The following is a 19283-nucleotide window of genomic DNA, read 5'->3' on the forward strand; positions in this document are numbered from 1 at the left end:
CCCTGCCCATCGTCACCAATTCGCAGTGTAGCCGCGTTGAACTCGCATGGAAATGTAGATAAAAAAAAGCCCCGCAACACAGGTTGCGGGGCTATTGCGTGGCTATCGCAAAATTTATTCAGCCGGTTTGGTGCGAATCAGATAATCAAAGGCGCTGAGTGAGGCTTTCGCGCCTTCACCGCTGGCGATGATGATCTGCTTGTACGGCACCGTGGTGCAGTCGCCTGCGGCGAATACGCCTTTCAGGCTGGTTTCGCACTTGGCATCAATGATGATTTCGCCCATTTTGTTGCGCTCTACCGCACCTTCAAGGAAGGTGGTGTTCGGCAGCAAACCAATCTGCACGAAGATGCCGCTCAGCACGATTTCGTGGCTAGTCTGGTTGTTACGGTCGATGTAAGTCAGGCTGGTGACTTTGCTGCCATCGCCTTTCACTTCAGTGGTCTGTGCGTTCAGAATCACATCAACGTTTTTCAGGCTGCGCAGTTTGTCCTGCAGCACTTTATCGGCGCGCATTTCGCTGGCGAATTCCAGCAGCGTCACGTGTTCAACAATGCCGGCCAAATCAATAGCCGCTTCCACGCCGGAGTTACCGCCGCCGATCACTGCGGTGCGTTTGCCTTTAAACAGCGGACCATCGCAGTGCGGGCAGTAGGTTACACCCTTGGTGCGATACTGCTCTTCGCCCGGTACGCCCATATTGCGCCAGCGTGCGCCGGTGGCAATGATGATGCTGCGTGATTTCAGTACCGCGCCAGAGGCGGTTTCAATCGCGTGCAGACCGCCCTCTTTTGCCGCTGGAATCAGCTTGATGGCGCTCTGGGTATCAATCACATCGACGTCATAATCATCCACGTGAGCGCGCAGAGAACCGGCCAGCTTCGCGCCTTCGGTTTTCGGTACCGAGATGTAGTTTTCGATGTCTACGGTGTCCAGCACCTGACCGCCAAAACGCTCGCCCATCAGGCCAGTACGGATGCCTTTACGGGCAGAGTAGATGGCCGCAGCCGCGCCCGCCGGGCCACTGCCGACGATCAGCACTTCATAGGCATCACGCTTGTTCAGCTCTTCTGCCGCACGCTTCTCTGCGTTGGTGTCCACTTTACCGACGATTTCCGCCAGGCTCAGACGGCCCTGACCAAACTCTTTGCCGTTGAGGAACACCGCTGGCACGCCCATCACGTTGCGCTCGGTGATTTCGTTCTGGAACATACCGCCGTCGATCGCGGTATGGCTGATGCGCGGGTTGAGTACCGCCATCAGGTTCAGCGCCTGTACCACGTCAGGACAGTTGTGGCATGACAGCGAGTAATAAGTTTCGAAGTGGAAGTCGCCTTCCAAAGCCACAACCTGATCCAGCAGGCTCTGCGCTTCTTTCGACGGGTGTCCACCGGTTTGCAGCAAGGCTAAAACCAGTGACGTAAATTCGTGGCCCATTGGCGAACCGGCAAAGCGCGGACCGCTCTGGCTGCCTGGGTTAGTGATCAGGAAAGAGGGTTTACGAACCGGACGATCGTTCTCTTCACGGAAGCTGACTTTGTCTGACAAGCCCGCGATATCAGCCAACAGAGAGCGAATCTCTGCGGATTTGGCGCCATCATCCAATGTGGCAATCAACTCAACCGGTTTCGTTAGTTTCTCAAGGTAAGCCTTGAGTTGGGTTTTTAAATTGGTGTCGAGCATAGTGAGTTCCTGTCATGAAAATCGGGTGCCGTAGCACCCGATAGAGAAAGATCGAATGGCAGCTAACTTAGATTTTGCCAACCAAGTCCAGTGATGGAGCCAGAGTGGCTTCGCCTTCTTTCCATTTGGCCGGGCAGACTTCACCTGGGTGAGAAGCAACGTACTGAGCTGCTTTCACTTTGCGGATCAGGTCAGATGCGTCACGGCCAATGCCTTCTGCAGTGATTTCGATCGCCTGGATGATGCCTTCCGGATCAACGATGAAGGTACCGCGATCTGCCAGACCTTCGTCTTCGCGCATGATTTCGAAGTTACGGGTCAGCGCGCCAGTTGGGTCACCGATCATCGCGTATTTGATTTTCGCGATGGTGTCTGAAGAACCGTGCCAGGCTTTGTGGGTAAAGTGCGTGTCAGTAGAAACAGAGTAGATATCTACACCCAGTTTCTGGAACTCTTCGTGATGGTCTGCAACGTCACCCAGTTCGGTTGGGCATACGAAGGTGAAGTCAGCCGGGTAGAAGAAGAAAACACTCCATTTACCTTCAACGTCTTTCTCGGTGACTTCGATGAATTCGCCGTTTTTGAACGCTGCGTTTTTAAATGGTTTGATCTTGGTATTAATGATGGACATGGTGACCTCCGTTAAAAGATGTGATGCAGGCTACAGAATTTTCGGGCCAACTTCTAATATGCAGACGTTATCAATTAGATAACCAAAAGCTATCAAAGCGCCGACACCTGATTTCATGCGGCTCGCGCGGGCATTCTACACAGAAAAAGCTCTGATTAAACAGGCTTTATCTTTTCGTCTCGCTGCTGCTATTTTTAGGAATACGAACAGGTCACCATAAATGGCGACCCTACGGAGAGCAGAGTCATTTTCGTAGGGTCACCATTTATGGTGACCTGGCAAAAGCGTCAAATAATCGTGCGAATGGAGTGCTTAAGTGGATATACGTTTATTTGAGGAAACCGATCGGCCTTTTCTGCGCACGCTCTATCTTGCCGCGCGACGCCATAACTGGACGTGGCTGGATGGCGATGATTGGCAGTTAGAAGATTTCGATGCTGTGATTTTGGGCGAAACCGTGCTGGTCGCTGAGCTGGACGGACATCGCGTGGGGTTTGCGGCGGTGCTGGATAATGACAACTTCCTGCATAGCCTGTATGTCGATCCGGATGCGCAAGGACAAGGTGTGGGCAGCGCGTTGTTAGAAAAAGTGCAGTCGCGATTTAGCTCGACTGGCGCATTGAAATGCCTGCAACAGAATCAGGCGGCAATGGATTTCTATCTCAAACACGGCTGGCGGCGTGAAGCGGTTGGCGAGAGTGAGCAGGGAAAATATGTGCTGATGCATTTTCCGCTGGCAAAACGCGCCAGCGGAAATGGACGACGTTAAACGGCGCGGAACGCGATATCGCCAGGGATGATTTCTCCCTGCCAATAGAGTTGCGCCGCCACGCGCCCCGCCAGCTGACGGTAGAGCGCGGTGAAATCACTCTCCGGACGTCGCACCACGGTGGGTTCGCCATCATCCAGATCTTCACGCAGCGTAATGTGCAGCGGCAGTTGTGCCAGCAAACGCGTGTTGTAATCTTCCACCAGCTTCTGCGCACCGCCGGTGCCGAATATCGGCTCGTGATGTCCGCATTGGCTGCAGATGTGCATGCTCATGTTCTCGACCACGCCCAACACCGGCACGTTGACTTTCTCGAACATTACCATCCCTTTACGCGCATCAATCAAGGCGATGTCTTGTGGCGTGGTGACCACTAACGCGCCGGTCACCGGCACGTTTTGCGCCAGCGTCAGCTGAATATCGCCGGTGCCCGGCGGCATATCGAGGATCAGATAATCCAGATCCGGCCACATGGTTTCATTAAGCAGTTGCATCAGGGCTTTGCTCGCCATCGGACCACGCCACACCATGGCGTTGTCGTCGGTGACCAGATAACCAATCGAATTGGTTGCCAGACCGTGCGCCATGATCGGCGCCATATGCGTGCCATCTGGCGAGGTTGGACGCTGATTTTCGGTACCGAGCATGTTCGGAATCGACGGGCCGTAAATATCCGCATCGAGAATCCCCACGCGCGCCCCTTCGGCGATCAGCGCCAGCGCCATATTCACGGCGGTGCTGGATTTACCCACGCCACCTTTGCCTGAACTGACGGCGATGATGTTCTTCACACCGGTCGCGCCCGGATGATTTTTCACCCGCTTCAGCGTGGCGATGTCATGACGCAGCCGCCAGTCAATGGCGCTGGCATCGGTCAGGCGCAGCAGCTCGGCGCTGGTTTGCGCTTTCAGCTCTTCAAAGGCGCTGGCCCACGCGAACGGCATCACCAGTTCGATATGCAGCTTGTCATCCAGCAGCGCGACGTGGCGCAGCGCTTTCAGCGTGGTCAGGTTGTGTTGCAGCGTCGGATGTTCAAAGTCACTTAGCACGCCGATAACCAATGCTCGCAGCGCTTCAGGTGAATGATGTTGCTGGGATTGTGAAGTCATCCCCTCTCCTTGTTTATTCTTCACGCCAGATTGCGGCGGTGTCTGTTCAATAGTATCAGATAGGCGCTAAAAGTGATGGGGATGAGCTGCTGTGTTTACGCCAGAGGGTGCTTCGGTTACCATCATTCCCCTAAATAATTCGTGTTGCAGGAAGGCGGCAAACGAGAGAATCCCAATGAGCTTACTCAAGTAAGTGATTTGGGTGAGCGAGAGAAGACAACGCGCCTGCAACGCGAAGTATGACGGGGAAACCCGCTTTTTCATCAATGGAACGCTACGCAATCATGACTATAGTCGCTAAAAAAATTCTGGTAACGTGCGCGCTGCCGTACGCAAACGGTTCAATCCATCTCGGTCACATGCTTGAACACATTCAGGCTGACATTTGGGTCCGTTACCAGCGAATGCGTGGCAACCAGGTTCACTTCATCTGTGCAGACGACGCCCACGGCACGCCAATTATGCTGAAAGCGCAGCAGCTGGGCATCGCGCCGGAGCAGATGATCGCGGAGATGAAGCAGGAGCACGAGACCGATTTCGCTGGCTTCAACATCAGCTATGACAACTATCACTCGACGCACGGCGACGAAAACCGCCAGCTGTCTGAGTTGATTTATGGTCGTCTGAAAGAGAACGGCTTCATCAAGAACCGCACCATCTCGCAGCTGTACGACCCTGAGAAAGGCATGTTCCTGCCGGACCGTTTCGTGAAAGGCACCTGCCCGAAATGTAAGTCACCGGATCAGTATGGCGATAACTGCGAAGTGTGCAGCGCGACCTATAGCCCGACCGAGCTGATCGACCCGAAATCGGTGGTTTCAGGCGCGACGCCGGTGCTGCGTGATTCCGAGCACTTCTTCTTTGATCTCCCTTCTTTCAGCGCGATGCTGCAGGCGTGGACGCGTTCAGGCGCGCTGCAAGAGCAGGTGGCGAACAAGATGCAGGAGTGGTTTGAGTCGGGCTTGCAGCAGTGGGATATCTCCCGCGATGCGCCTTACTTTGGCTTCGAAATTCCTGGCGCGCCGGGCAAATACTTTTACGTCTGGCTGGATGCGCCAATCGGTTACATGGGTTCGTTCAAAAATCTGTGCGACAAGCGCGGCGATCTCGATTTCGACGAGTTCTGGAAGAAAGATTCCACCACCGAGTTGTATCACTTCATCGGTAAAGACATCGTCTATTTCCACAGCCTGTTCTGGCCGGCGATGCTGGAAGGCAGCAACTTCCGCAAGCCAACCAACCTGTTCGTACACGGTTATGTGACGGTGAACGGCGCGAAGATGTCCAAATCGCGCGGTACCTTTATTAAAGCCAGCACCTGGTTGCAGCATCTGGATGCCGACAGCCTGCGTTATTACTACGCGGCTAAGCTCTCTTCGCGCATCGACGATATCGACCTGAATCTGGAAGATTTCGTTCAGCGCGTGAATGCGGACGTGGTGAACAAAGTGGTGAACCTGGCGTCGCGTAATGCGGGCTTCCTGACCAAACGCTTTGGCGGCAAGCTGGCGAGCGAACTGGCCGATCCGGCACTGTATCAGACCTTTATTGATGCCTCTGAGAAGATTGGCGAAGCCTGGGCCAGCCGCGAATATAACCGCGCGATCCGTGAAATCATGGCGCTGGCCGATCTGGCGAACCGCTATGTCGATGAGCAGGCACCTTGGGTGGTGGCGAAGCAAGAAGGCCGCGATGCCGACCTGCAAGCGATCTGCTCAATGGGTATCAACCTGTTCCGCGTTTTGATGACCTGGCTGAAGCCGGTGCTGCCATCACTGACCGAACGCACCGAAGCCTTCCTGCAGAGCGAACTGAGCTGGGATGCGATTGCCCAACCGCTGCTGGATCATGAAGTAGCACCGTTCAAAGCGCTGTATGGCCGTATCGAAATGACCAAAGTTGACGCGCTGGTTGAGGCTTCGAAAGAAGACGCGGCGGCGGCGAACAAACCTGCAGCAACCGGTCCGCTGGCCGATGCGCCGATTGGCGACACCATCACCATTGATGATTTCGCCAAGGTCGATATGCGTGTGGCGCTGATCGAAAAAGCTGAGCTGGTTGACGGTTCCGACAAGCTGCTGCGTCTGGAGCTGGATTTGGGTGGCGAGAAGCGTCAGATTTTCTCTGGCATTCGCGCAGCCTATCCGGATCCGTCCGTGCTGGTCGGCAAGATGACCATCATCGTGGCTAACCTCGCGCCGCGTAAAATGCGCTTCGGCATTTCAGAAGGCATGGTGCTGTCAGCGGGTCCAGGCGGCAAAGACCTGTTTGTGTTGTCCGTCGATAGCGGTGCAGTGCCGGGTATGCCGGTTAAGTAAGGGATTTTTGCCCTCACCCTAGCCCTCTCCCGCGTGCGGGAGAGGGAACCGCTCAGTGCGGTCATTTAATCTTGATTCTACTTTTTGCAAACCTGCTCCACCTAATCATTCCCTCGCCCGCTTGCGGGAGAGGGAACCGCTCAGTGCGGTCATTTAATCTTGATTCTACTTTTTGCAAACCTGCTCCACCTAATCATTCCCTCGCCCGCTTGCGGGAGAGGGCTAGGGTGAGGGCCCAGGCAGCAACAACTGCCGATATATCTCCTCCATCACCGCATCAAACTCTTCGAAAACCTGATGATTCCAGAATCTAATCACTCTCCAGCCACCGCGCTGTAAATAATCCGTTCTTCGTTGATCATAAATTTTCGCTTCATCTTCATTATGTTGTCCGCCATCCAGCTCAACGATCAGCAGCCTTTCAATACAGGCGAAATCCACGATATAACATCCAATCGGATGCTGACGCCGAAACTTCACGCCGCATAAATTCCGGTTACGCAAAAAACGCCATAATAGATGCTCCGCTTCTGGCATCGCCTGACGCAGTTGTCGCTGACGCGTAATCGCTTTCATCATCGCCCTCACTTTCACGCTATCGGCTTACCCTACGTCATGTTTAAAGGAATAAAAGATCGCGATGAAAAAGCTGGAATCTGCATTCCAATGTGATCGCTAGCACGCTAATCGCTTAATGCGTATGATAAAGCGCTACGAAAACAGGAGCCTGACATGCCTGCCGTTCTCTCTGCTTGTTGGCGCTATGTGCGCGCCTTCGCCATCATCTATGCAGCGCTTTACGCCGGAATGGGGATTTCTGCCCTGCTCCCGATAACCATTCCCGGCAGCATCATCGGCATGCTGCTGCTGTTTCTGTTGCTGGCGCTGCAAATCATGCCGGTTGAGTGGGTGAAACCTGGATGCCATTTACTGATTCGCTATATGGCGCTGCTGTTTGTGCCTATTAGCGTCGGCGTAATGAGCTATACCGATATCCTCACCGCGCAGTTTGGGCCGATTGTGGTGTCGTGCATTGGCAGTACTTTTATGGTGCTGCTGATTGTGGGGCTCAGCGCAGAGCGCTTGCAGCGCCCGCAGGAGAAGCCGAATGAGTGATGCATGGTGGTCGCTGCCGCTGACCCTAATCGCCTATTTTCTGGCGCGCAAACTGGCGGCGAAAATCAATATCTCCATCGTCAATCCATTGCTGGTGGCGATGGCGATTGTCATTCCGATTCTGCTGCTCACCAATCTGCCTTACGCGCGCTATTTTGCCGGCAGCAGCCTGCTCAATCAGTTGCTGCAACCGGCAGTTGTCGCGCTGGCGTTGCCGCTGTATGAGCAGATGCATCAGATTCGCGCGCGCTGGAAAACCATCATCAGCGTCTGTTTCATCGGCAGCATTACGGCGATGGTGTCGGGTACCGCGATTGCGCTGTGGATGGGCGCAACGCCGGAAATCGCCGCCACCATCATGCCGAAATCCGTCACCACGCCGATTGCGATGGCGGTCTCCGCCTCGCTGCACGGTATTCCCGCCATCAGCGCTATTTGCGTGCTGATCGCCGGTGTGCTGGGTGCGGTGTTTGGTCATATGCTGCTTAATCTGTTTAAGGTGAAAAACAAATCTTCGCGCGGATTGGCGATTGGAAACGCTTCGCACGCATTAGGCACCGCGCGCGCCGCCGAGATCGATTATCAGGAAGGCGCCTTCAGCTCACTGGCTTTGGTGATTTGCGGCATCATCACTTCGTTACTGGCACCGTTCCTTTTTCCGCTATTAATGCATTGGTGGGGCTGAAACTTGCGAGAGATCTCGCAAAGTTGAAACAACCCAATCAGCTTGCATTGTCAGAGCGACTTGGATCACATATAAAACCTCTGGCGGCGCATCGCCGCTAACGCGTAACTGAGGCCATCACATCATGCATTCACGATTCCTTACTGCTTTTTCTGCCCTGCCCACTGCGCTGCAAGCTGCAATTCAGCCGCTGCTCGATGCGCCGGATTTTCACGGCGTATTGCGTCCGCAGGATGTCGCGCAACTGAAACAGCTTACCGGTCTGGATGATGATGCGCTGGCGCTGGAACTGCTGCCGCTGGCGGCGAGCTGCGCGGTGGCAACCGTATCAAATTTTAATGTCGGCGCGATCTCGCGCGGCGTCAGCGGCCACTGGTATTTCGGCGCCAACATGGAGTTCCTGCACACGCCGCTACAGCAGACGGTGCACGCCGAGCAAAGTGCCATTACGCATGCCTGGCTGCGCGGTGAAGAGAAACTGGCAGCGATTACCGTCAACTACACGCCGTGCGGACATTGTCGTCAGTTTATGAACGAGCTGAACAGCGGCACGGCGATTCGCATCAGCCTGCCTGGACGCGCGGTTAGCACGCTGGGCGACTATTTGCCGGATGCGTTTGGTCCAGCCGATCTGAACATCACTGAACGTCTGCTGACGCCGATCGATCATGGTTTTGCCGTTCAAGGTAATGCGTTGCAACAGGCTGCCATTACTGCCGCCAATCACAGTCACGCCCCTTATAGCCAGAGTTACAGCGGCGTGGCGCTGCGCAGCCTGAGCGGCAAGGTCTTTACCGGTCGCTATGCGGAAAACGCCGCCTTCAACCCAAGCTTGCCGCCGCTGCAGGCCGCACTGATTTTGATGAACATGAGCAACGAAGCGCTGGAGACTATTCAGCAAGCCGTTTTGGCAGAATGTCAGGAGAGCACGCTGAGTCAGTTGGATGCGACTCGCGCGACGCTTAAGGCGTTGGGATGTGAGGATTTCTCACTTACTTTAGTTTCGAAAACATCAGTTTAGTGATCCTTTTACCGCTTTTGTGACCTTCTGTTAACAAAAGCTGTACATCTGCAGGAATTTTCATAGGATCGGGCGCCAGAACCTCTTCACTTCAAGATGGACTGGCGTGACCTTTTCCCGGCGATACGTCAGAAAACACTGCAACCGGAGCAAGCACTGCATGGAACTCGACTACGAAAGTAAACGCCCGCTGTATATTCCTTATGCGGGTCCGATCCTGCTGGAATTTCCGCTGTTGAATAAAGGCAGCGCCTTCACTCTCGAAGAACGTAACGAATTTAACCTCAACGGTCTGCTACCGGAAGCGGTAGAAACCATCGAAGAGCAGGCAGAACGTGCCTGGCGCCAGTTCCTGGATTTTAAAAACAATAACGACAAGCATGTCTACCTGCGCAACATTCAGGATACCAACGAAACCCTGTTCTACCGCCTGCTCGACAATCATCTGGAAGAGATGATGCCGATTATCTACACCCCAACGGTCGGCGCGGCCTGTGAACACTTCTCTGAAATCTACCGTCGCGCGCGCGGCGTGTTCATCTCTTATAACAACCGCGATCGCATTGAAGACATGCTGCAGAACGCCACTAAGCAGAATGTAAAAGTGATCGTGGTGACCGATGGCGAACGTATTCTTGGTCTCGGCGATTTGGGTATCGGCGGCATGGGCATCCCAATCGGTAAGCTGTCGCTGTATACCGCGTGTGGCGGCATCAGCCCGGCTTACACCTTGCCGGTGGTGCTGGATGTTGGCACCAACAACCAACAGTTGCTGAACGATCCGCTCTACATGGGCTGGCGTCATCCGCGCATCACGGGCGAAGAGTACGAAGAGTTTGTTAACGAGTTCATCCAGGCAGTCAACCGTCGCTGGCCGAACGTGCTGTTGCAGTTCGAAGACTTCGCGCAGAAAAACGCCATGCCGCTGCTGGAGCGCTATCGCGATGAGATCTGCTGCTTCAACGACGATATTCAGGGCACCGCCGCAGTGACCGTCGGCACGCTGATCGCCGCCAGCCGCGCTGCGGGCAGCCGCCTGTGCGAGCAGAAAGTGGTGTTCCTCGGTGCCGGTTCTGCCGGTTGTGGTATCGCCGAGCAAATCATCGCGCAGATGAAGTCGGAAGGTTTGAGCGATGATGAAGCGCGTGGCCGCGTGATGATGGTCGATCGCTTCGGTCTGCTGACCGACAAACTGCCGAACCTACTCAATTTCCAGAGCAAGCTGGTGCAGAAGAGCGAGAGCCTGAAAGATTGGGATACCGATAGCGATTCAATTTCTCTGCTCGACGTGGTGCGCAACGCCAAGCCGGATATTCTGATCGGCGTATCAGGTCAACCTGGCCTGTTCACCGAAGAGATCATCCGCGAGATGCACAAGCACACCAAGCGTCCGATCGTTATGCCGCTGTCGAACCCAACGTCACGCGTGGAAGCAACACCAGCCGACATCATCGCCTGGACCGACGGTGCCGCGCTGGTAGCCACCGGCAGCCCGTTCTCGCCGGTCACCTGGAAAGGGAAAACCTATCCAATCGCCCAGTGCAACAACTCCTATATCTTCCCTGGCATCGGTTTGGGTGTGATCGCTGCGGGCGCCAGTCGCGTGACGGATTCGATGCTGATGACCGCCAGCCGCGCACTGGCCGACTGCTCACCGCTGGTTAACGATGGCGAAGGTCCGGTTCTGCCGGAGATCAAAGATATACAAGGCGTGTCCAAGCTGATTGCCATTGAAGTGGGCAAAGCCGCGCAGCTGGCTGGTGTGGCGGTGGTGACCTCGGAAGATGTGCTGTCGAAAGCCGTCAGCAACAACTTCTGGCTGCCACAGTATCGTAACTATCGCCGTACTTCGATCTGATTCACCTACCCTAAATAATTCGAGCTTCAGGAAGGCGGCAAGTGGGTTCATCCCCGGGAACTTACTCAAGTAAGTGACTGGGGTGAATGCACGCAGCCAACGCACCTGGAGCTTGAAGTATGACGGGTAGATCCGGCCATGCTTAAAAATCCAGCGCATAATTGCCCTTAGCTTGCTTCCCCCGCCCGCATCAAGTAGCCTTTATCCATTCTGAACTCTGCCAACCGAGTGCCCGCGCGCATGATTAAACGCGTTTTCTTTGGTCTGTTTTTCATCATCTTACTGATGGTGGCGACAGCGCTCGGCCTGGATCGCTGGATCAGCTGGAAAACCGCGCCCTTTATTTACGAAGATGTCACCTCGCTGCCGCATCGTCAGGTCGGCGTGGTCTTGGGCACGGCCAAGTATTACCGCACCGGCGTCATCAATCAGTATTACCTCTATCGCATTCAGGGCGCGTTGAACGCCTATAACAGCGGCAAGGTGAATTACCTGCTGCTGAGCGGTGACAATGCGCAGCAAAGCTATAACGAACCGATGACCATGCGCCGTGATTTGATTAAAGCGGGCGTCGCGCCGTCGGACATCGTGCTGGATTACGCCGGCTTCCGCACGCTGGATTCGATTGTGCGCACGCGCAAAGTGTTCGATACCAACGATTTCATCATCATTACCCAGCGCTTCCACTGCGAACGCGCGCTGTACATCGCGCAGCATCTGGGGATTCAGGCGCAGTGTTATGCGGTGCCATCGCCGAAAAACATGTTGTCGGTGCGTTTCCGTGAAGTGGGTGCACGTTTGGGTGCGCTGGCGGATTTGTATTTGATGAAGCGCGAGCCGCGTTTCCTCGGCCCGCTAGTGCCGATTCCTGCGGTGCATGAAGTGCCGGAAGATGCGCAGAGTTATCCGGCAGTAACGCCAGAGCAGTTGCTGGAGCTGGAAGAGAAACTGCAGAAGTGATGTTTGTTCCCTCACCCTAGCCCTCTCCCGCCAGCGGGAGAGGGAACCGTTTAGTGCAGGTTTTAAGTTAGAACTCGGTCTGCTCCCTCTCCCGCAAGCGGGAGAGGGTTGGGGTGAGGGGAAACCAATTATTTTTTACGTGCGTACTTCAGTGAATCCAGCGCCACAGCGAAGATAATGATGCCGCCCTTGATGATGTACTGCCAGTAAGGGTTAACGCCGATGTAGGTCAAGCCGTAGTTGATGACGGTAAAGATGATGACACCGGTCACCACACCCGCTACAGAACCCACACCACCGGCAAACGACACACCGCCGACCACACAAGCCGCAATCGCATCCAGCTCATACATAAAGCCGAGGTTGTTGGTGGCGCTGCCGATACGGCCCGCTTCCAGCATCCCGCCGAACGCGTAGAACACGCCAGACAGTGCATACACCAGAATCAGGTTGAACGGTACGTTTACGCCAGACACTTTTGCCGCTTCCGGGTTACCGCCGATAGCGAAGATGTTGCGGCCGAAACGGGTTTTATTCCACAGCACCCAAACAAATACGATGGCAATCACGGCGTAGAAGGTGATAAACGACAGTTTGAAGTCACCGAAACGCAGGAAGCCCTGAGCAAATTTGGAGAAGCCAGGATCGAAACCGGCAATCGGCGATGCACCCACAAAGTCGTAATAGAGTGAGTTGATGCCGTAAACGATGATCATGGTGCCCAGGGTGGTGATAAATGGCGTTACCTTGAGGTAAGCAATGATCACACCGTTCACCAGCCCAATCACGCCGCCGATGATGCACACGGTCAGGATAACCACCGGAATTGGCACGGTGTCCAGATGCGGGAACACCTTGTTCGCGTTATCCATCGCCTGCAACAGCGTTGCTGCCACCACCGCCGCTAAACCTACCTGACGACCCGCTGATAGGTCCGTACCTTGAGTGACAATCAAACCGGCCACGCCCAATGCAATAATAATACGCACTGAGGATTGGGTCAGAATATTACTTAGGTTCATTAAACTTAAGAACGTTGGATCCTGGAAAATAATAATTGCCAGCAGTACAAACAGGACAACGTAAATGCCGCCCTCTTTTAACCAGGTTAGCGCATTCTTTTTAGTAGTCGCTTTCATGTTAAAGCCCTTGCTTCATTAAAGGTGTAATGACGCTAAACGCAGGATTTCATTCTGCGAGGTCGTTTTGGTATCAACAATGCCTGCTACCTGGCCATTACTCATCACTAAAATACGATCGGTAATACCCAACAGTTCTGGCATTTCAGAAGAGATAATAATGATGCCCTTCTCTTTCTTCGCCAACTCAGCAATAAGTTGGTAGATTTCGAATTTCGCGCCCACATCAATCCCGCGCGTTGGTTCATCCAGCATCAATATTTCCGGCTGCGTTAATAACCAGCGACCAATGATCACTTTTTGTTGGTTACCACCGGAAAGCGAACCAATTTGCGTATGATGACCTGGCGTTTTCACGCGCATCGAATCAATCACCCATTGGGTATCGCTTTTCATGCGTTTATTATCGAGCAGCCCCATGCTGGATTTATACTTTTTAATATTGGAGATAAGCGAGTTAAAGCCAATATCCAGATACGCATAAATACCGGTGGAACGACGCTCTTCCGTCACCAGCGCAAAACCGTGGTTAATGGCTTCGTTGGCACTGTGGTTATTAATCGCCTTACCGTGCAATTTAATCGTGCCGCCCGACTTTTCGCGAATCCCAAACAGAGTTTCGACGATGTCGGTACGCTTGGCGCCCACCAAACCGGCAATACCCAGAATTTCACCTTTACGCAGATCGAACGAGATATCACGAATTGAAGGCTGACGCAGTGAGGTTAAATGACGCACCTCAAGAATGGTTTCCCCCGGCACGTTGGTTTTGTCCGGGAAACGCTGGTTCAATGAACGGCCAACCATCATCGAGATGATCTTGTCCATATCCAGCCCTTCCAGCGGCTGAGTGGCGATCCACTGCCCATCACGCAAAATGGTGATCTCATCGCACAGCTGGAATATCTCTTCCATCTTATGCGAGATATAGACAATGCCGCAGCCGCGATCTTTCAGCTTACGAATAATCGTGAACAAGTGATTCACTTCTTTTTCGGTCAGCGATGATGTCGGCTCATCCATAATGACAATCTTCGCGTCATAGGAAAAAGCTTTGGCGATTTCGATCATCTGCATCTGCGAGACAGATAAGGTGGCGACTTTATCGCGCGGATCGATATCAATATCTAATTCATCAAAGATCGCTTTGGTATCGCGATACATTTTATCCTGATCAACAAATACGCCTTTACGTGGATAACGGCCAAGCCACATGTTATCCATGACGTTGCGTTGCAGAACCAGGTTTAATTCCTGATGCACCATGGAAACGCCATTTTCCAGCGCCTCTTTGGAGCTCTTATAATCAATTTCTTCACCCTGAAACAGGATGCTCCCCGTATCCTTTTTATAAATCCCAAACAGACATTTTAATAATGTAGATTTCCCGGCGCCGTTTTCTCCCATTAATGCATGAACGGAGTGCGGCCGCACTTTTAAATTCACATTATCTAAGGCTTTAACCCCTGGAAATGATTTAGAGACATTCGTCATCTCCAGCAGATATTCACGCTGTGTGGTCGGATTCTCACTGGCCATAATTTACCTGGCTAAATAAAGCGTTGGTCAGATGCAATAAGGCGCGGCGAAATGCCGCGCCCAGGATGAATTACTTCACAAACTGCGACAGATTTTCTTTATCTACTGGTACGTAAGGAACACGTACGATTTTGTTGTCCATCTTGAAGTTGGTGCCAGCGGTTGGCTCTTTGCCATTGGCCAGATTGTTAGCAATATCCAGCGTCGCTTTCGCCTGGTTTTCCGCATCGTTCAGCACGGTACCGGCCAGTGCGCCTGATTTCACCAGCGCCAGCGCTTCTGGCAGTGCATCGACACCGAACACTGGAATGCTGGTTTTGTTGTGCGCTTTCAGCGCTTCAACCGCACCCATTGCCATCGCATCGTTGTTGGCGATAATCACTTCAATCTTGTCGGCGTTCGGGCCAGAGAGCCAGGCGTCAACTTTGTCTTTTGCCTGTGCGGTGTCCCACATCGCGGTATCCATCGCCAGCTGCTGCGTTTTCAGACCGTCTTTGTTCAGGGTATCGATCACGTATTTGGTACGCGCTTCAGCATCCGGATGGCCCGGCTCGCCTTTCAGCAGCACAAACTGAATCGTACCGTCTTTGTTCAGATCCCACGCTGGCGTAGCTTTCCAGTGCTTCTCAATCAGCTGACCCTGGATAATGCCTGACTCTTTAGAATCGGTACCGACGTAGTAGGCTTTCGGATAGCTGGCCAGCACTTTGGCGTTAGGTTCTTTATTGAAGAACACCACCGGCACGTCGTTGCCGCGCGCTTTATCAATCACCACTGCCGCAGCAGCCGGATCCACCAGGTTGATAGCCAGCGCTTTCACGCCTTTAGCCATCAGCACGTCAATCTGGTCGTTCTGTTTGGACTGGTCGTTCTGTGAGTCGTTCATCAGCAGCTGAATGCCGCCCAATGATTTCGCTTCTTTCTCAATGTCCTTACGCACCATCGACATGAAGTTGTCGTCGTATTTGTAAATCGTCACGCCAATGCGGGTATCGGCGGCGTGCGCAGTTGCACCAAACATCATGCTGGCAACCAGTGCTGTGAGCGTGAAAACCTTCTTATTCATGGTATCTCCGGTTTTTATGTAGGGCATTTCATTGCGCTATGTGCCTGCGGGCAAACAGCGCCGTCGGTTGTAAACCTGATAATGGGCGGACGCGTAACGCAAAGCCGGGCCACCATCGCAATCCTGACTTCCCTGTAGGTAAACGCTTCCTGAAGAGTGTTGTGAACTATTTCAATCGGCTACTGAAACCGGCTGGGAAGTGGATTTCTCAGCGTTACATGATGTTTCAGTCCGGTAAGACGCTGCCATCATAGTGAGCGGCATGTTAATTAACTGTGAATGCAATCACAGATTGGAAACGGTTACACTGAGCTATCGCCTGAATTAGTGACCGACTCCACAATTTGCCGCTGGGCGACAGAATGGCGACGTACCAGCGTGGGCATAAAGCAGTGTGATGCATTGATATCCAGCTCACCAACAGCACCTTTCAGCGCCAGCTCAGTGGCAAGTTTTGCCATAGAAACAATAGGATAACGGACCGTAGTTAACTGTGGATCGGTGTAACGTGAGATGGGAATGTCATCAAAGCCAATGACAGAGAAATGCTGTGGAACCTGGATGCCGTTGTCCTTTAAAGCGGTCAATGCACCCGCTGCCATGCCGTCATTGTAGGAAAACACCGCTGTTAAATGTAAGTTACGGCCAAGTAATTCCACCATCGCTGCTTCGCCGCCTTGCATGTCAGGTTCAGCATGCGCAATCCATGACTCCTGCGGGCGAATTCCCTGCTCTGACAAGGCCTGCAGCCAGCCTTCGCGTCGTTGCGTCACATCCTCAATCGGATGACTGGAGCTGAGGAAGCCAATGCGTTGATGTCCCTGTTGTAACAACATGCGCGTCGCTACCTGAGCACCGGTGACATTATCCAGGCAGACGCAGCGGTGTTCATAACCGGGAATTGTACGGTTAATCAAGACCATACCCGGAACCTGATCCATAAACTGCGTCAGTTCAGCGTCTGAAAGCGTTTTCGCGTGCACCACCAATGCGTTGCAACGTTGACGTATCAGCACCTCAATTGCGTGACGTTCTTTCTCTTCCTGATGCCAGGAGTTACTGATTAACACGTGTTTATGCACGCGCTGCGCCACGGTATCGACCGCTTTCACCAGCGCGCCAAAGAAGGGATCGGAAACATCCATCACCACCACGCCAATGGTGTCACTGATTTGCGTGGCCAACGCCTGCGCGTTGGCGTTCGGGCGATAGCCTAACGCGTCAACGGCGGCCAGCACGGCTTCACGGGTATCGGCGGTGACTGCACTGCTGTTATTGAGCACACGTGACACGGTGGCTACTGACACACCGGCCTGACGGGCGACATCACGAATCGTTATCATGCAGCTGTTCCACAAAGGCTGAAAATGCGCGACAAGCGCGTAACGGCGCTATTCTGTCAGGGCATCTGGCACGACTACGTGAATCACGTCACATCAGTGAAAACGGTTACATACAATTCTGCAACCTTTGTGATGAACATCATTATCTGAGCGAGGAGGAAGGGTCAGATTTTCCAGCAGCAAGACGCGTCAGTTTGCGCCAGATCCACTCCATTGGCCCCTGCGGGAAGACGCGCAGCCACAGCACGGAAAACAGGATATTAACCAGCCAGATAGCCGGTACAAAGGCCAGCAGCTGCAGGCGGTCAAACTTGAGGAACAGGTTGAAACGGTAGAACAGCGTGGTGCAAATCAGCGTCTGTAACAGGTAATTGCTCAATGCCATGCGGCCAACGCATTGAATGGCGTAACTGATGCGCGATGACGCAATGTGCGGCCAGAATCCCAGACAAAGTGCGGCATAACCGAGGCTGATAAACGGGCTGGCAAGATCGCGCGGCACCTGTAGGAAGAAACCGGTCCAGCGGAATTCCCAGCCAATCATCCACTGCGCGGCGATGCCGGGAATGGCGATCAGCCAGCCGATAGTGAGCAGCAGCGCCGCCGCACGGCGATAATGCTCCACGCTGAATTGCCCGCTCAGCCAGCCGCTGCGCATCAATGCCGCACCAATCAACATCAACCCCGCCAGTTGCCAGCCATATTGTGACGCCAGCGCCATTAAGCCGGATGACAGGTGATCCAGCCGATTCTGCACCGCTTCCCAACCGCCGAGCAGTTTCCAGTAGCTTTCATATTGCAGCTCCGCCGCGCCCGGCAGCCAGGAATTCGTTGGATTGGGGCTGGAAATTAAGCCGAATACCACCAACACGCCACAGCCGACCAAATAGAGTAATGCGCCGGTTTGTAACAGCGCGCGGTCGGACGGCACATCACGCAGCATGCGCCAGATAATCAGCCCAATCAGGCCGTAATCCAGCAGGATATCGCCTTCCCAGAAAAAGATGCCGTGAATGAAACCGAGCAGCACCAGCAGCGTCAGACGCGCCGACATCCAGCGGCTGCCGCGCGGCGCCTGCATGTAAAGACCGGCACCAAACAGCAAGGCAAACAGCGTGAGGAATTTCAGCTGCGCCAGGCCATCCATGATCGCCCACGTCCAGGCATCAGACGTTAATGCCTCTCCGCGCCACGCCGGATTGAGATAGGCCGCCGATGGCAAGGCAAAGCCGACAATGTTGAGCAGCAAGATGCCGAGAATGGCGCAACCACGAATGAAATCCAGCGCGAGATAGCGTTGCATCGAGTGCCCTGACGGAGAGAGGAAATCGGGCGACAGGCTGTCGCCCAGAAAGATTAGCTGTGGCGAACCGCGCGCAAAAACTCCTGGCGCGTGTTCTGGCTGGATTTGAACAAGCCGCCCAGCGAGGTGGTGGTGGTGGCGCTGGTGGCATCTTTCACGCCACGCGCTTTCACGCAGTAATGCACCGCATCAATCGACACCGCTACGTTGGTGGTGCCCAGCAGTGTTTGCAGCGCCACCAGCACTTGCTGCGTCAGGCGCTCTTGCACCTGCGGACGCTGGGCGAAGAACTGCACGATACGGTTGATTTTCGACAGGCCGATCACTTTCTCTTTCGGGATATACGCCACGGTGGCTTTGCCATCGATAATCACAAAGTGGTGTTCGCAGGTGCTGGTCAGCGTGATATCGCGCACGGTCACCATCTCATCCACTTTCATCTTGTTTTCGATGACGGTGATTTTCGGGAAGTTGGCGTAATCCAGACCTGAGAAAATCTCATCCACATACATCTTGGCGATGCGGTGCGGCGTCTCCATCAGGCTGTCATCTTCCAGATCCAGGTTCAGCAACTGCATGATTTGCGTCATGTGGCCGGCAATTTCGCGTTTACGTGCGTCGTCATCCATTTCACGCACCGGGGCGCGTAACGGCGTTTCCAGACCACGCGCCAACAGCGCTTCGTGAACCAGGGCGGCTTCCTGACTTAAGATACTCATTTACTCTTCTCCGGCAGGTGATGC

17 protein-coding genes are annotated in these 19283 nt (G+C 53.9%); 7 read left to right on the top strand and 10 right to left on the bottom strand.

Going from position 1 to position 19283, the window contains the following annotated elements; all coding sequences use genetic code 11:
- Positions 1 to 114: 114 nt before the first annotated feature.
- Together ahpF and ahpC are read right to left on the bottom strand one after the other, a co-directional pair.
- Complete coding sequence (gene ahpF / locus AC6I8A_RS13055; RefSeq protein WP_265302277.1) at positions 115 to 1683, bottom strand: alkyl hydroperoxide reductase subunit F; 1569 nt, start codon at positions 1681 to 1683, stop codon at positions 115 to 117.
- Positions 1684 to 1750: 67 nt separating this feature from the next.
- Positions 1751 to 2314, bottom strand: coding sequence for an alkyl hydroperoxide reductase subunit C (gene ahpC, locus AC6I8A_RS13060; protein ID WP_007889514.1), 564 nt, complete (start codon positions 2312 to 2314; stop codon positions 1751 to 1753).
- 316 nt (positions 2315 to 2630) lie between these two features.
- Between ahpC and AC6I8A_RS13065 the strand changes: the two genes are divergently transcribed.
- Complete coding sequence (locus AC6I8A_RS13065) at positions 2631 to 3083, top strand: GNAT family N-acetyltransferase (RefSeq protein WP_497818632.1); 453 nt, start codon at positions 2631 to 2633, stop codon at positions 3081 to 3083.
- Here the strand turns inward: AC6I8A_RS13065 and apbC are convergent.
- Complete coding sequence (gene apbC, locus AC6I8A_RS13070) at positions 3080 to 4192, bottom strand: iron-sulfur cluster carrier protein ApbC (protein ID WP_497818633.1); 1113 nt, start codon at positions 4190 to 4192, stop codon at positions 3080 to 3082. The two genes, AC6I8A_RS13065 and apbC, sit on opposite strands and share 4 nt — an antisense overlap.
- Positions 4193 to 4476: 284 nt before the next feature.
- Between apbC and metG the strand changes: the two genes are divergently transcribed.
- Positions 4477 to 6510 carry a methionine--tRNA ligase gene (gene metG / locus AC6I8A_RS13075; RefSeq protein ID WP_497818634.1) on the top strand — a complete coding sequence of 678 codons (2034 nt, stop codon included), beginning with the start codon at positions 4477 to 4479 and terminating at the stop codon, positions 6508 to 6510.
- 222 nt (positions 6511 to 6732) lie between these two features.
- On the opposite strand, the gene AC6I8A_RS13080 is transcribed toward metG, so the two are convergent.
- Positions 6733 to 7086: an endonuclease domain-containing protein gene (locus tag AC6I8A_RS13080; RefSeq protein WP_497818635.1), complete on the bottom strand. Its 354-nt coding sequence runs from the start codon at positions 7084 to 7086 to the stop codon at positions 6733 to 6735.
- Positions 7087 to 7242: 156 nt separating this feature from the next.
- On the opposite strand from AC6I8A_RS13080, the gene AC6I8A_RS13085 reads away from it, so the two are divergent.
- The 5 genes from AC6I8A_RS13085 to sanA all read left to right on the top strand — a co-directional run bounded on the left by AC6I8A_RS13085 (position 7243) and on the right by sanA (position 12150).
- Complete coding sequence (locus AC6I8A_RS13085) at positions 7243 to 7626, top strand: CidA/LrgA family protein (protein WP_293792944.1); 384 nt, start codon at positions 7243 to 7245, stop codon at positions 7624 to 7626.
- A complete protein-coding gene (locus AC6I8A_RS13090; RefSeq protein WP_497818636.1) occupies positions 7619 to 8311 on the top strand; it encodes a CidB/LrgB family autolysis modulator in 693 nt (230 codons plus the stop codon). Before AC6I8A_RS13085 ends, AC6I8A_RS13090 begins: the two co-directional genes overlap by 8 nt.
- A 124-nt stretch (positions 8312 to 8435) precedes the next feature.
- Positions 8436 to 9332 (top strand): cytidine deaminase, encoded by an 897-nt coding sequence (gene cdd / locus AC6I8A_RS13095; protein ID WP_497818637.1) that lies wholly within the window; start codon positions 8436 to 8438, stop codon positions 9330 to 9332.
- 160 nt (positions 9333 to 9492) lie between these two features.
- Positions 9493 to 11190 (top strand): NAD-dependent malic enzyme, encoded by a 1698-nt coding sequence (locus AC6I8A_RS13100; RefSeq protein ID WP_256696905.1) that lies wholly within the window; start codon positions 9493 to 9495, stop codon positions 11188 to 11190.
- Between the two features lie 240 nt (positions 11191 to 11430).
- Positions 11431 to 12150, top strand: coding sequence for an outer membrane permeability protein SanA (gene sanA / locus AC6I8A_RS13105; RefSeq protein ID WP_008104952.1), 720 nt, complete (start codon positions 11431 to 11433; stop codon positions 12148 to 12150).
- 128 nt (positions 12151 to 12278) lie between these two features.
- On the opposite strand, the gene mglC is transcribed toward sanA, so the two are convergent.
- The 6 genes from mglC to folE all read right to left on the bottom strand — a co-directional run bounded on the left by mglC (position 12279) and on the right by folE (position 19259).
- Positions 12279 to 13289 carry a galactose/methyl galactoside ABC transporter permease MglC gene (mglC, locus tag AC6I8A_RS13110; protein WP_007889502.1) on the bottom strand — a complete coding sequence of 337 codons (1011 nt, stop codon included), beginning with the start codon at positions 13287 to 13289 and terminating at the stop codon, positions 12279 to 12281.
- Between the two features lie 18 nt (positions 13290 to 13307).
- A complete protein-coding gene (gene mglA / locus AC6I8A_RS13115) occupies positions 13308 to 14828 on the bottom strand; it encodes a galactose/methyl galactoside ABC transporter ATP-binding protein MglA (RefSeq protein WP_008104954.1) in 1521 nt (506 codons plus the stop codon).
- A gap of 70 nt (positions 14829 to 14898) precedes the next feature.
- A complete protein-coding gene (gene mglB, locus AC6I8A_RS13120) occupies positions 14899 to 15894 on the bottom strand; it encodes a galactose/glucose ABC transporter substrate-binding protein MglB (protein ID WP_256696906.1) in 996 nt (331 codons plus the stop codon).
- Between the two features lie 302 nt (positions 15895 to 16196).
- A complete protein-coding gene (gene galS / locus AC6I8A_RS13125) occupies positions 16197 to 17237 on the bottom strand; it encodes an HTH-type transcriptional regulator GalS (protein ID WP_497818638.1) in 1041 nt (346 codons plus the stop codon).
- A 142-nt stretch (positions 17238 to 17379) separates the two neighbouring features.
- Complete coding sequence (gene yeiB / locus AC6I8A_RS13130; protein WP_497818639.1) at positions 17380 to 18540, bottom strand: DUF418 domain-containing protein YeiB; 1161 nt, start codon at positions 18538 to 18540, stop codon at positions 17380 to 17382.
- Between the two features lie 53 nt (positions 18541 to 18593).
- Positions 18594 to 19259, bottom strand: coding sequence for a GTP cyclohydrolase I FolE (gene folE, locus AC6I8A_RS13135; RefSeq protein ID WP_497818640.1), 666 nt, complete (start codon positions 19257 to 19259; stop codon positions 18594 to 18596).
- Positions 19260 to 19283 lie beyond the last annotated feature (24 nt).

Source organism: Pantoea sp. X-Soil-ISGK-275, assembly GCF_059730795.1.

Bases quoted from the DNA above. Each gene is read 5' to 3' on its own strand.
- AC6I8A_RS13085 (WP_293792944.1), top strand. From the start codon at position 7,243: ATGCCTGCCGTTCTCTCTGCTTGTTGGCGCTATGTGCGCGCCTTCGCC.
- AC6I8A_RS13090 (WP_497818636.1), top strand. From the start codon at position 7,619: ATGAGTGATGCATGGTGGTCGCTGCCGCTGACCCTAATCGCCTATTTT.
- apbC (WP_497818633.1), bottom strand. From the start codon at position 4,192: ATGACTTCACAATCCCAGCAACATCATTCACCTGAAGCGCTGCGAGCA.
- ahpF (WP_265302277.1), bottom strand. From the start codon at position 1,683: ATGCTCGACACCAATTTAAAAACCCAACTCAAGGCTTACCTTGAGAAA.
- AC6I8A_RS13100 (WP_256696905.1), top strand. From the start codon at position 9,493: ATGGAACTCGACTACGAAAGTAAACGCCCGCTGTATATTCCTTATGCG.
- metG (WP_497818634.1), top strand. From the start codon at position 4,477: ATGACTATAGTCGCTAAAAAAATTCTGGTAACGTGCGCGCTGCCGTAC.
- AC6I8A_RS13080 (WP_497818635.1), bottom strand. From the start codon at position 7,086: ATGAAAGCGATTACGCGTCAGCGACAACTGCGTCAGGCGATGCCAGAA.
- sanA (WP_008104952.1), top strand. From the start codon at position 11,431: ATGATTAAACGCGTTTTCTTTGGTCTGTTTTTCATCATCTTACTGATG.
- mglB (WP_256696906.1), bottom strand. From the start codon at position 15,894: ATGAATAAGAAGGTTTTCACGCTCACAGCACTGGTTGCCAGCATGATG.
- cdd (WP_497818637.1), top strand. From the start codon at position 8,436: ATGCATTCACGATTCCTTACTGCTTTTTCTGCCCTGCCCACTGCGCTG.
- galS (WP_497818638.1), bottom strand. From the start codon at position 17,237: ATGATAACGATTCGTGATGTCGCCCGTCAGGCCGGTGTGTCAGTAGCC.
- mglC (WP_007889502.1), bottom strand. From the start codon at position 13,289: ATGAAAGCGACTACTAAAAAGAATGCGCTAACCTGGTTAAAAGAGGGC.
- mglA (WP_008104954.1), bottom strand. From the start codon at position 14,828: ATGGCCAGTGAGAATCCGACCACACAGCGTGAATATCTGCTGGAGATG.
- folE (WP_497818640.1), bottom strand. From the start codon at position 19,259: ATGAGTATCTTAAGTCAGGAAGCCGCCCTGGTTCACGAAGCGCTGTTG.
- yeiB (WP_497818639.1), bottom strand. From the start codon at position 18,540: ATGCAACGCTATCTCGCGCTGGATTTCATTCGTGGTTGCGCCATTCTC.
- ahpC (WP_007889514.1), bottom strand. From the start codon at position 2,314: ATGTCCATCATTAATACCAAGATCAAACCATTTAAAAACGCAGCGTTC.